The sequence below is a fragment of the Georgenia sp. Z2081 genome (assembly GCF_055326445.1).
In genome coordinates, this window is the sequence record NZ_JBUZNK010000001.1 from 233,691 (window position 1) to 245,688 (window position 11,998).

At 73.3% G+C, this 11,998-nt stretch carries 12 protein-coding genes; 8 read left to right on the forward strand and 4 right to left on the reverse strand.

The features are described 5' to 3' along the window. Positions 1 to 98 precede the first annotated feature (98 nt). From ACZLKG_RS01160 to ACZLKG_RS01180, 5 genes are all read left to right on the forward strand, one after another. Complete coding sequence (locus tag ACZLKG_RS01160) at positions 99 to 986, forward strand: IclR family transcriptional regulator (protein WP_463647630.1); 888 nt, start codon at positions 99 to 101, stop codon at positions 984 to 986. 108 nt (positions 987 to 1,094) lie between these two features. Further along, complete coding sequence (locus ACZLKG_RS01165) at positions 1,095 to 2,309, forward strand: 4-hydroxybenzoate 3-monooxygenase (RefSeq protein WP_463647631.1); 1,215 nt, start codon at positions 1,095 to 1,097, stop codon at positions 2,307 to 2,309. A gap of 53 nt (positions 2,310 to 2,362) precedes the next feature. Continuing rightward, complete coding sequence (gene pcaH, locus ACZLKG_RS01170; RefSeq protein ID WP_425707352.1) at positions 2,363 to 3,193, forward strand: protocatechuate 3,4-dioxygenase subunit beta; 831 nt, start codon at positions 2,363 to 2,365, stop codon at positions 3,191 to 3,193. Beyond that, on the forward strand, positions 3,183 to 3,839 hold the full coding sequence (gene pcaG / locus ACZLKG_RS01175) for a protocatechuate 3,4-dioxygenase subunit alpha (RefSeq protein ID WP_463647632.1): 657 nt from the start codon (positions 3,183 to 3,185) through the stop codon (positions 3,837 to 3,839). The genes pcaH and pcaG overlap by 11 nt, the downstream gene beginning before the upstream one ends. Further along, the gene (locus tag ACZLKG_RS01180; RefSeq protein WP_463647633.1) at positions 3,836 to 4,642 is read left to right on the forward strand and encodes an alpha/beta fold hydrolase; all 807 of its coding nucleotides are present in this window, start codon (positions 3,836 to 3,838) and stop codon (positions 4,640 to 4,642) included. The genes pcaG and ACZLKG_RS01180 overlap by 4 nt, the downstream gene beginning before the upstream one ends. 86 nt (positions 4,643 to 4,728) lie before the next feature. On the opposite strand, the gene ACZLKG_RS01185 is transcribed toward ACZLKG_RS01180, so the two are convergent. Then, the gene (locus tag ACZLKG_RS01185) at positions 4,729 to 5,943 is read right to left on the reverse strand and encodes an FAD-dependent monooxygenase (RefSeq protein WP_463647634.1); all 1,215 of its coding nucleotides are present in this window, start codon (positions 5,941 to 5,943) and stop codon (positions 4,729 to 4,731) included. Between the two features lie 143 nt (positions 5,944 to 6,086). On the opposite strand from ACZLKG_RS01185, the gene ACZLKG_RS01190 reads away from it, so the two are divergent. Next, positions 6,087 to 6,866 carry an IclR family transcriptional regulator gene (locus ACZLKG_RS01190; protein ID WP_463647635.1) on the forward strand — a complete coding sequence of 260 codons (780 nt, stop codon included), beginning with the start codon at positions 6,087 to 6,089 and terminating at the stop codon, positions 6,864 to 6,866. Between the two features lie 78 nt (positions 6,867 to 6,944). Here the strand turns inward: ACZLKG_RS01190 and ACZLKG_RS01195 are convergent, their stop codons facing one another. From ACZLKG_RS01195 to ACZLKG_RS01205, 3 genes are read right to left on the reverse strand one after another with little or no spacing between them, the layout of a single operon-like run. Further along, positions 6,945 to 8,174, reverse strand: a complete 1,230-nt coding sequence (locus tag ACZLKG_RS01195; RefSeq protein WP_463647636.1) for an acetyl-CoA C-acyltransferase — start codon at positions 8,172 to 8,174, stop codon at positions 6,945 to 6,947. Next, the gene (locus ACZLKG_RS01200) at positions 8,171 to 8,827 is read right to left on the reverse strand and encodes a 3-oxoacid CoA-transferase subunit B (RefSeq protein ID WP_463647637.1); all 657 of its coding nucleotides are present in this window, start codon (positions 8,825 to 8,827) and stop codon (positions 8,171 to 8,173) included. Before ACZLKG_RS01200 ends, ACZLKG_RS01195 begins: the two co-directional genes overlap by 4 nt. Before the next feature lie 5 nt (positions 8,828 to 8,832). Next, positions 8,833 to 9,648: a CoA transferase subunit A gene (locus ACZLKG_RS01205; protein WP_463647638.1), complete on the reverse strand. Its 816-nt coding sequence runs from the start codon at positions 9,646 to 9,648 to the stop codon at positions 8,833 to 8,835. A 288-nt stretch (positions 9,649 to 9,936) separates the two neighbouring features. On the opposite strand from ACZLKG_RS01205, the gene ACZLKG_RS01210 reads away from it, so the two are divergent. Together ACZLKG_RS01210 and ACZLKG_RS01215 are read left to right on the forward strand one after the other, a co-directional pair. Beyond that, the gene (locus ACZLKG_RS01210; protein ID WP_463647639.1) at positions 9,937 to 10,812 is read left to right on the forward strand and encodes a fumarylacetoacetate hydrolase family protein; all 876 of its coding nucleotides are present in this window, start codon (positions 9,937 to 9,939) and stop codon (positions 10,810 to 10,812) included. Between the two features lie 102 nt (positions 10,813 to 10,914). Then, positions 10,915 to 11,745: a VOC family protein gene (locus tag ACZLKG_RS01215; protein WP_463647640.1), complete on the forward strand. Its 831-nt coding sequence runs from the start codon at positions 10,915 to 10,917 to the stop codon at positions 11,743 to 11,745. Positions 11,746 to 11,998 lie beyond the last annotated feature (253 nt).

Here is an 11,998-nt window from a genome sequence, read left to right on the forward strand (position 1 = left end):
GATTCGCTATACGAATAAGATTCGCTTGTCGAACTACGCTATCGAGGTCGGCAGGCTCGGTCAATCGCTGCGAGCCCGGCGCGACCTACTCTCGAGCGATGGGTGCGCGCGGGGCGGGAGGAGCTGCGGGTGGGCGGCCTCCTGCCGGGGACACCACGCTGGACCGACTGATCCGCATCCTCGGCGCCTTCGACACCGACCGGACCACGCTGACCGTGGCCGCGCTCGCGAGGCGGGCCGCGATCCCGCTCCCGACCGCCTACCGCTGGGTCGAACGGCTGACGGCGGCCGGCCTGCTCGAACGGGGGACCGGCGGCGCCGTCGGCCCCGGCATGAAGCTGTGGGAGCTGGCCTCGCGGTCCGCCCCGAGCACCTCGCTGCGCAACGCGGCGATGCCGTTCATGGACGACGTCCAGGCGGTGCTGCGCCAGCACACGCAGATCGCCGTGCTCGACGAGTCCGGCGTCCTCGTGCTCGAACGGCTCTCCGCCCGCGGAGCGGTGCCCAACCAGGCCACGGTCGCCGGCCGGCTGCCGACGTCGACGACCTCACTGGGTCTCGTGCTGCTCGCGTACTCCCCGCCCGGCGTCACCGAGGAGTTCCTCGCCCGGCACGCCGCGGAGCTCGGGGCCCCGCAGGCGCCCGCGGACCTCGCCGCCGGACGGACGCCGGTCCGCGGCACCGCCCAGGGCGTGGTCAACCCCACCGAGATCGAGCTGCGGCGGCAGCTGGCGACGGTGCGCACCCAGGGATGGGCGGCCGTGGACGGCCAGGTCGACTCCGAGGCCACCGGGGTGGCGGTCCCGGTGCTCACGGCCCGGGGCCGGGTCCTGGCCGCCCTCGGCGTCGTCGTGCCGAGGTCCTCCGAGCTGCGCCCGGGGCTGGCGCCGATGCTCATGGCGGCGGCGCGGGGCATCAGCCGCGCGGTGGGGGAGCGGCAGGTGACACCGCAGGGCGCTCCACCTCCCCACGCACCTGCGCCGTGACGTTCTCACCCAGTGAGAATGGACGTTCTGGCGACCCGTCATCTCCTCCAGACTGACCGGCACCGGGCGGCGTCACGGCGGACGCGCCCTCGCGACGAAGGAGCTGGAGTGGCAGACCCCGCACCCGTGACCCGCACGAAGGTCGGCATCGTCGGCGGCGGGCCGGCCGGGCTCCTGCTCTCGCACCTGCTGGCGCAGCAGGGCATCGACAACGTGGTGCTCGAGTCCCGCGACCACGAGACCATCTCCCACACCCATCGCGCCGGCATCCTCGAGCAGCAGGCCGTGGAGATGCTCACCGGCTCCGGCGTCGACGGGCGAGTCCTCACCCACGGGGACGAGCACGCTGGGATCGACCTGCGCTTCAACGGCGAGTCGCACCCGCTGAACTTCCCGGACCTGGTGGGGGCCACCGTCACCCTCTACGCGCAGAACGAGGTGTTCGTCGACCTCGCCGCGGCCCGCGCCCGCGACGGCGGGGACGTCCGCTACCTCCGCGAGGTCGTCGGCCTGGACGGCGCGACGTCGGACACCCCGACGGTCCGGTACCGGGACACCTCCCCCGGTGCCGACCCGGACGCGATCCACGAGCTCAGGTGCGACGTCGTCGTCGGGGCGGACGGCTCGCGGTCCTTCTGCCGGCGTGCCCTCGGCGACGACGCGGAGCATCGCGACCACCGGGTCGAGTACCCGTTCGCCTGGTTCGGGATCCTCACCGCGGCGCCGAAGTCGTCGCCCGAGCTCATCTACGCCAACTCCCCGCACGGCTTCGCGCTCATCTCGCAGCGCTCGGAGACCGTGCAGCGCATGTACTTCCAGTGCGACCCCGACGAGCGGGTCGAGGACTGGTCCGACGACCGGATCTGGTCCGAGCTCCAGCGGCGCGTCGCCGGCCCGGACGGGTTCGAGCTGCGGACCGGCCCCATCTTCGACCGCACGGTGCTCGGCTTCCGCTCCTTCGTCCGCGAGCCTATGAGCCACGGCAACGTCTTCCTCGCCGGCGACGCCGCGCACACCGTCCCGCCGACCGGCGCCAAGGGACTCAACCTGGCCTTCGCCGACGTCAAGGTCCTCTTCGAGGCGCTCGACTCCTACTTCGGCACCGGCTCGCGCGACCTGCTCGACGCCTACAGCGACACCGCGCTGCGGCGGGTGTGGAAGGCGCAGAACTTCTCGTACTGGATGACGTCGATGCTGCACACCCACCCCGACGCGGACCCGTTCGAGACGAAGCGTGCGCTGGGCGAGCTGGACACCGTGACGTCCTCGCGCTACGGCCAGCAGTACCTCGCCGAGTCTTACACCGGCTGGCCGCACGCATGACCGGCACACGAGACACGACACGACCGGCACACGACACACGAAAGGAGGGTCCCGTGAGCACCCAGGCTCCCAGGCGGGCCGACGCCGCTGACGACGACGAGACGTTCGACAGCGCCCACGTCCTCGACCCCGCCGCGACGCAGGACTCCCAGGCGACCATCAGCGCGGAGATCAGCTCGATCCACGCCGGTGCCTCGGGCGAGACGCAGCCGCGCGTCGACTTCCCGCCGTACCGCAGCTCCCTGCTGCGCCACCCGACGAAGGCGATGCAGCACGCCGACCCGGAGACCATCGAGCTGTGGTCGCCGGCCTTCGGCCACCGCGACGTGCATGCCGTGGAGTCCGACCTGACGATCCAGGGCTCGGGGGAGCCGCTCGGCGAGCGCATCGTCGTGCGCGGCCGGATCCTCGACGGCGACGGCCGCCCCGTGCGCGGCCAGCTCGTCGAGATCTGGCAGGCGAACGCCTCGGGGCGCTACGTGCACAAGCGGGACCAGCACCCGGCGCCCCTGGACCCGAACTTCAACGGCATCGGCCGCACGATCACCGACGACTCCGGTACGTACTCGTTCACCACCATCAAGCCCGCCCCCTACCCGTGGAAGAACCACCACAACGCCTGGCGGCCGGCGCACATCCACTTCTCCCTGTTCGGGACCGACTTCACGCAGCGGATGATCACCCAGATGTACTTCCCGGGCGACCCGCTGTTCGCGCTGGACCCGATCTTCCAGTCGATCACCGACCAGGCCGCCCGCGACCGCCTGGTCGCCACGTACGACCACGACGTGTCCAGCCACGAGTGGAACACCGGGTACACGTTCGACATCGTGCTCACCGGCAGCAACCGGACCTGGATGGAGGAGGACCCCGATGCGCATTGACGCCGAGCAGCTGCGCGCGGCCCAGGAGGGGCGCGAGCGACTTGCGCCCACGCCGGGGCAGACGATCGGACCGTTCTTCGGCTACATCGACGCCTACGGGCCGGTCTACCTGCCCTTCCCCGACGGCCAGCACCTCGTCGCGCCGGGCAGCCCGCGTGCGGTGCGCCTGACGGGCACCGTCTACGACGGGAACGGCACCCCGGTCCCCGACGCACTGATCGAGATCTGGCAGGCCGACGAGGAGGGCCGCATCGTCCAGGAGACGGGGTCGCTCGTGCGTGACGGCTGGACCTTCACCGGCTGGGGGCGCGCGGCCGTGGACAACGTCGGCACCTTCACGTTCTCCACCGTGGAGCCGGGACCCGTCGAGCCGGGTGCGGCCGCCTTCATCCACATGGTGGTGTTCGCCCGCGGCCTGCCGAACAAGCTGCACACCCGGATCTACCTGCCCGAGGACACGGAGGCGCTGGCCGCGGACCCGCTGCTGTCCTCGGTGGAGGAGTCGCGCCGGCACACGCTCGTCGCCGACCGCCTGCCGGACGGATCGCTGCACTTCGACGTCCGGCTCCAGGGCCTGGGCGAGCACGCGGCCGACGAGACGGTGTTCCTCCAGTTCCCCGGCATCGAGTACCCGGCGGTCACGTGAGCGCCCCCACCGTCACGGCGACCCGGCTGACCCCGGGCACCGAGGCGCCGCCCGGTGCGGACGTGCTCGTCGTCGGCGCGGGCCTCGGCACCGGCGTGCAGGCCCTGTGGGCCGGGTGCGCCGCCGAGCTCGCCGACAGGTTCGTCGTCGTCGGCTGGGACATGCCCGGGCACGGCAGCTCCTCGGCACGGGACGAGCCGACGTCGGTCGCGGACCTGGCCGACGCCGTCGCCGCCCTCGTCGGGGACCTGCGGGTCTCCGGCGTCGCGACGGAGGGCGCGCGGATCGCGTACGCCGGGGTGTCCCTCGGCGGCGCCGTCGCCCTGCAGCTCGCCCTGGACCACCCGCGGCTGTTCGACGGTATCGCCGTGCTCTGCTCGGCGGCCCGGATCGGCGAGCCGGACGCCTGGCGCGAGCGGGCGGCGTTCGTCGCGGCGTCGGGCACGCCGTCCCAGGTGACCGGCTCCGCCGAGCGCTGGTTCGCCCCGGGCTTCATCGAGCGTCACCCCGACCGGGCCGCCGCACTGCTGCACACCCTCCAGGACGCCGACCGCCACGCCTACGCCCGGCTCTGCGAGGCGCTCGCGGAGTTCGACGTCCGCGACCGGCTCGGCGAGGTCGCCACCCCGCTGCTCACCGTCCACGGCGCCGACGACGCCGTGTGCCCGCCCCCGCGCGGGGAGGAGATCGTCGGTGCCGTGCAGGACGGTACGGCCGTCGTCCTCGAGGGCGTGGCGCACCAGGCGCCCGCCGAGGACCCGGTGGGCACGTCACGCGCGCTCGCCGCGCATCTGCTCCCGTGAGTCGCCGCCGAGCACCTGCCCGGTGAGCGTCCCTCCCTGCGGGCGGGCGACCGGGCGGGCGACCGGGCGGTGGCCCTCGGCAGCGGTCACGTGCGCCCTTCGGCAGCGAGGGCGACGGCCTCGGCGTCGTGGCCGTAGATCCATCCGTTGGCGACCAACGGGTCCCCGTCCGCGAGGCGGGCGTCGCGCTCGCGCTGGGCCGCGCCGTCGGGCAGGTGGTTGGCGTGCACGCGACCGTGGCTGATGCGCTGGATCTCGGCCGTGCGCGCACGCCGCAGCTCCTCGTAGCGCACGAGCGCGGCGTGCGGGTCGTCCGGGGTGGTCGACAGCGTGACGGCCAGCGTGGCGGCGTCCTCGACCGCCTGCGCCGCTCCCTGGGCGTAGAACGGGAACTGGGGGTGCGCGGCGTCGCCGAGCAGGGTGACGCCGCCGAAGGTCCAGCGGGGCAGCGGCGGTCGGTCGAGGAGCGCCCAGCGGCCGACCCGCCCGGAGGCCGCGACGAGGTCGGTGACCCGTCGGTCCCAGCCGGCGAACTCGGCGCGGAACTGCTCCACGGTCGTCTCGGCAGTCCACGAGTCGTCCCGGTCGTCGCCGGCCGGGCCGAACGCGACGACGTTGACCAGCCGTCCCGCGCTCACGGGGTAGTGGACGAGGTGATGGTCGGGACCGAGCCAGAGCGTGTGGACCGGCTCCCTCGCGCCGGGCGGGGCGTGCTCCGCGGGGACCAGGGCGCGGTAGGCGACGATCCCGGACGGCTCGGGATCCTCCGGGGCCGCGAGCTGCTGACGGAGCACGCTGTGCACGCCGTCGGCGGCGACCACCACGTCCGCCTCGTGGCTCGAGCCGTCGGCGAGGTCGATGCGGTAGTGGTCGCCGACCTCCGTCACCTCGATCGCCCGCACGCCGAGCGAGACCTGTTCGGCGGGGACCGCGCCGCGCACGGTCGCCAGCAGGTCGGCCCGGTGCGCCGTGTACGTCCGTTCCCCGTACAGCTCCTCGCACGCCGGGTCGAGCCGCTCGGTGGAGAGCACGCGGCCGTCCTCCCAGCGCTGGAACTGCCAGGCCGCGCGCAGCGGGACGGCCGAACGGGAGAAGTCCTCGTAGCGACCCAGGCGGCGCAGGAGCCGGACGATGTTCGGTGCGGCGACCACGCCCGCACCGACCTCCCTGAGCTCCGCCGCCTGCTCGAGCACGTGGGCGGTCAGGCCGTGACGCGCGAGGAACGCCGCGGTGGCGAGGCCACCGATCCCCCCGCCGACGACGGCGATCCGTGGCTGGGTGCGGGACGTGGGCGTCGTCATGGGTCCTCCGGGGTGCGGGCGTCGGCGCCTGGGCGGGCCGGTCGTGGTGTCCGCCGACCCGGATCGTGCGCGAGGGCGGGGCAGCTGAGGTACCCCGAGGTCCGATCAACGGATACGTTCGGCGTGGACGGGAGGAGAAGCCGATGCCACGGACGAACGAGCCCGGAGCCGGCGTGCTCGAGCGGGCCGTGCGGATCCTCGATGCGTTCGACGCGAACCACCTCACGCTCGGTCTCGGCGAGCTCGTCGCCCGTTCGGGGCTCGCCCACGCGACGACGAGCCGCATCGCGGCCGACCTCGTCCGCGCTCGGCTCCTTGCGCGCGGTCCGGACGGCCGCTACGCGATCGGCGCCCGGACCAGGGACCTGGCACTGCTCGTGCCCTCGTCGGCGAGCGTGCGCGCCATGGCGCTGCCCTACATGCACGACCTGCACGCGGCTCTGCGGGAGCACGTCCAGCTCGCCGTCCTCGGCACGCTCGAGGCGGTGATCGTCGACCGGATCTCGGCGCCGGAGGCGGTGGTCGTGGTCTCCGACGTCGGTGGGGACCTCCCGCTGCACGCGTCGGCGGCGGGGAAGGTCCTGCTCGCGCACGCCCCGAGCGTCCTGGTCGAGGAGGTGCTCGCCGGCCCGCTCGAGCGGCTGACTCCGCGGACCGTGACGGAGCCCGAGAGGCTGCGGGCCGAGCTGGCGCAGTGCCGCCGCACCGGGCTCGCGGTGGTGCGCGAGGAGGTCAACGAGCGCGCCTCGTCGGTCGCCGCGCGGGTGGTCGACGGCACCGGCCAGGTGGTGGCGGCCGTGTCGGTCGTCGTCCGGGCCGGCACCCCGGCCCTGCGCACGTCGGTCCCGGCCGTCGCGACGACGGCGCTCGCGATCTCGCGGCGGCTCGGCTGGGCAGGCGTCGTCCCCGGCCTGGACGGGTGACGCACGGACGACGCGGCGCGACGAGCGCGGCCCCGGCCCTCGCGGACCGGGGGACGCTGCGTCGTGCCCGGGGTGTGGTCAGGTCTCGATGAGGAGGGCGTCGCCTTGTCCGCCGCCTCCGCACAGCGCGACGGCGGCGCGGCCGGTTCCGGTGGCGCGGAGCTGGTGGATGGCGTGGGTGGCCAGGCGTGCGCCGGAGGCGCCGATGGGGTGTCCGAGGGCGATGGCGCCGCCGTGAGGGTTGAGTCGTTCGTCGCCGGGGTCGATGCCCAGGACGGCTGCGCTGGCGATGCTCACGGCGGCGAAAGCCTCGTTGATCTCGATGTGCGCGAGCTCGTCGACGTTCCACCCCTGCCGGTCGAGGGCGGCGGCGATGGCGTTGCCGGGCTGGTCGTGCAGAGACGTGTCGGGGCCGGCGACCTGGCCGGAGGCTCGGACGGTGGCGAGCACCTCCCATCCGTTCGCCTCGGCGGTAGCTCGGCGGGTCAGGACCAGGGCGGCGGCGCCGTCGCTGATCTGGGAGGCGTTGCCCGCGGTGACCGACCCGTCCTTGCGGAACGCGGGACGCAGCTTGGCCAGGGACTCGGGCGTGGTGTCGGCCCGCAGTCCGTCGTCGGCGTCGACGACCGTCTCGCTCTTGCGGCTCTTGACGGTCACCGGTGCGATCTCGGCAGAGAGCCGGCCGGACTCCTGTGCGGCGGCGGCCCGCTGGTGCGAGGCCGCGGCCACGGCGTCCTGCCGTTCGCGGGTGATGCCGGGGTGGTCGGCGGTGGTGTAGTTGTCGGTGTCCAGGCCCATCGCGTGGCCGGAGGTGGCGTCGGTCAGGCCGTCGTGCGCGAGATGGTCGACCGCGGTGCGGTCCCCGTACGCCCACCCCTTCCGGGTCCCGCCCAGCAGGTGGGGGGCCTGGGACATGGACTCCTGACCGCCGGCGACGACGACCTCGGCCTCGCCCAGGCGGATGAGGCGGGCACCGTCGATGATCGCCGCCAGTGAGGACAGGCAGACCTTGTTGATCGTCGACGCGTGCGCACCGGGGTGGACACCGGCCGCGAGCGCGGCCTGCCGGGCCGGGTTCTGACCCGCTCCGGCCTGCAGGACCTGCCCCATGAGGACCACGTCGACGGCCTCGCCGCACACGCCGGACCGCTCCAGCGCGGCGCCGATCGCGTGAGCACCGAGCTCGACCGCGGACAGGGTCGCGAGCTGACCGTTGAACCGGACGAACGGGGTGCGAGCGGCCCCGACGACGACCACGTCGTCGGCACCCACCGCGGTCGCGGGCCCCGTCGCGGCGTCGGCCGTCATGACCCGGCCCCGGCGAGCGTCTCGGCGACCGTGAGATTCGCGCCGGTGGCGGCGACGACCTCGTCCGGGGTGACGCCGGCGGCGACCTCGACCAGGACCAGACCGTCGTCGGTGACGTCGATGACGCCCAGGTCGGTGATCACCCGGTCCACCACGGCCGTGCCGGTCAGCGGCAGGTCGCAGGTGTCCAGAATCTTCGGCTCCCCGGCCTTGTTCGTGTGCTGCATGAGCACCACGACCCGCTTCGCGCCCTGGACCAGGTCCATCCCGCCGCCGGCGCCCTTGACCATCTTGCCCGGGATCATCCAGTTCGCCAGGTCACCGCCGGCAGAGACCTGCATGCCGCCCAGGATCGCGACGTCGATCTTCTCCCCGCGGATCATCGAGAACGACATCGCCGAGTCGAAGAACGCCGCACCCGGCAGCGTGGTCACCGTCTGCTTGCCGGCGTTGATCAGGTCCGGGTCCACCTGGTGCTCGTAGGGGAACGGGCCCACCCCTAGGATCCCGTTCTCGGACTGGAAGCTCAGCTCCACCCCACCCGGCAGGTAGTTCGGCACCAGCGTCGGCAGCCCGATCCCCAGGTTGACGTAGTCGCCGTCGCTCAGCTCGCTGGCCGCGCGCGCGGCCATCTGCTCCTTGGTCCACGCCATCTCGCTCAGGCCTCCTCGTTCTCGGTACGCACGGTGCGTTTCTCGATCGGCTTCGACGCCTCGGTCGCCGGGGCGTGCACTAGGCGGTGCACGAACACGCCCGGCAGGTCGACCTCGTCCGGGTCGATGTCGCCCGGCTCGACCAGCTCCTCGACCTCCACGATCGCGACCTTCGCCGACATCGCGGCCAACGGGTTGAAGTTCCGCGCCGACTTGTTGAACACCAGGTTCCCGTGCCGATCGCCCGCGATCGCGTGCACCAGAGCGAAGTCCGCCCGGATCGCCTCCTCCAGCACGTACGAACGCGGCTCGCCGTCCACGACGAACGTCCGCGTCTCCTTCGGGGCAGAGGCCTTCGCCACCGTCCCGTCCGGGTTGTAGACCTGCGGCAGACCACCCAGCGCGAACTGCGTCCCCACCCCCGTGGGCGTGTAGAACGCCGCGATCCCCGAACCGCCCGCACGCAGCCGCTCCGCGAGCGTGCCCTGCGGGTTGAGCTCGACCTCCAGCTCACCGGACAGGTACTGGCGCTCGAAGGACTTGTTCTCCCCCACGTAGCTCGCGATCATCTTCCGCAGCCGACCCGCACCCAGCAGCACGCCCAGGCCGAAGTCGTCCACACCGCAGTTGTTCGACGCCACCGTCAGGTCGTCCGCCCCCTGCTCCAGCAACGCATCGATCAACGCCACCGGGTTGCCCGACAGGCCGAAACCACCCACCGCCAGCAGCGCACCCGAGGGAATGTCCGTCACCGCCTCCGCGGCAGAACCCACCACCTTGTCCAGACCCCGGGCGGTCCCGGGAACAGACGTCACCGTCATGAAAAGACTCCTTCGTCATCGTCGTCGGCCGGGCGTTCCTCCCCGGACACCGAGACGAATCTCGACTGTCGGAAAAGGTGAACCGATCGTCAGGTTATCGGGTTCACGCGCTTCGGACGAGCCCCCGAGCGTTCAGATGTGGGCTCGTTCCGCCGAGCGGCCCGCCACCATGTGGGGGACCGCGTTCGAGACCGACTGAGTCGCGGTCCCCTCGACCTGGCACGATCAGGTACGCGCACGACCATCCCGCCGCGCCCACCGCGCGGCCGATCGCCCCGGAGGCGCCACATGCGATTCACCACCTTCACCACCACCGAGCTCGCCCCGACGTGGGGCGCGGTCGACGGTGACGACGTCGTCGTCCTCGGGCCCGGCGGTGCCGACGTCGCCATCTCCCTCGCCGACGCCATCACCGCGGGGAGCCTGCCGGCCGATGCCGCGGCCCTGCCCGGCGACGCCCCGCGCGTGGCGCTCGCCGACGTCACCTACCTGCCGGTGATCCCCGCCCCGGGGAAGATCATCTGCGTCGGCGTCAACTACGAGGCGCACGCCAAGGAGGCCGGCCGCGAGCGCCCGCCTGCCCCCACGCTGTTCATCCGCACGATCGAGTCCCAGATCGGTGCGGGCGCCGACGCGATCTACCCGCCCGAGAGCTCGACGTTCGACTACGAGGGCGAGCTGGCGGTCATCATCGGCACCCAGGCCTACCGGGTCGGCACCGAGAACGCCTACGACCACATTGCCGGGTACGCGCCGTACAACGACTTCACGGCCCGGGACTGGCAGCGCGCCACGCCGCAGTGGACGGCGGGGAAGAACTTCGTGGGCACCGGTGGGTTCGGTCCGGCCATGGTCACCCCCGACGAGGTGCCGGACCTGCTGGAGTCCACGCTGACGACCCGGGTCAACGGCGACGTCCGGCAGCAGGCGAAGATCGCCCAGCTGACGTTCGACATCCCCGAGCTCATCGCCCACATCTCGACGATCACCCCGCTCAACCCGGGCGACGTCATCGTCTCCGGCACGCCTGGCGGCGTCGGGTACTTCATGGAGCCGCAGGGGCTGCTCGAGGACGGAGACGTCGTCGAGGTCGACATCGAGGGCGTCGGCGTCCTCACCAACACCGTGCGACGGCGGGTCGCGGAGCTGCCGTCCTGGCTCTGAGGCGTCCGGGCCTCCCCGTGGGCCCCGGTGGCGGAGTCGTACGCTGGTTGGTGACCGAGACCGCTCGCGCCCACCTGTGGGTGCGCAGTCAGGAGGTACGTCTTGAGCACGTCACGTACGACCGGAACGACGCCGGACCAGAAGGAACGACCGGCCCCGGCGCGTCCGCGCAGCTACGGGCGCGGCGAGCCCGCCTGGATCGAGCTGTCGGTCCGGGACACGGAGCGCGCGGCCGGCTTCTACCGGCGGCTGTTCGGGTGGGAGCACAACCGCCCGGCCGGTGAGCGGATGTCCTTCGGCGTCCTCGAGGGCGAGCGGGTGGCGGGGTTCCGCCCCATGTCCGACGACGACCGCGGCTCGGCCCGGTGGTCGGTCTACCTCGCCACCCAGGACCTCGAGGGCACCGTGACGGCAGCCGAGTCGGCCGGTGCCACGGTGCTCGTGGCGCCGCGGTCGGCGTCGTCGTGGGGGCGCCTCGCCGTCGTGGCGGACCCCACCGACGGCGAGGTGGGCCTGTGGGAGGCGGAGATCCTCAAGGGCGTCCAGGCCGCGCCCGGGAACGGGACGCCGGTGTGGTTCGAGCTCGCGTCCGCGGACCACGACGCGGCGGTCGACTTCTACACCGACGTGCTCGACTGGGAGTGCCGCGAGCTCGAGCGGGACGAGGCCGGGGACGGCGACGGTACGTACACCGTGCTCGGCGACGCGCCCGACGGCGGTGCCGGCATCACCGGCCTGCCCGCCGGGTCCGAGGACCGCTCGCACTGGTCGGTGTACTTCGGCACCCCGGACACCGACGCCTCGGTCCGCCGGGTCGTGGAGATCGGGGGCACCGTGGTGTCGGAGCCGCGGGACACCCCGCACGGGCGGCTCGCCGCCGTCGCCGACGACCAGGGCGGCGTCTTCCACCTCATGGGCCCGGCCCCCGACTGACGGGCGCCCCCGCGCCGGACGGGCGCCCCCGCGCCGGACGTGCGCGACGCCGTCGGGCGACTCCGTGCACCGCCCGTCAGGGAGACCTCGGTCTCCCTGACGGTGCGTGAGGCCGCGTGTGGCGTACCCTGACCAGGCAGTCCGCACGTTCCTCGTCCCGGGCTGCCGGTGCCGCGGGAGAACCCGCCGCCAGCGCCCCCGCCGCGACCCGCGCGGGCCGAGCGCCCGGACGAGGTCGACGACGGACGGACAC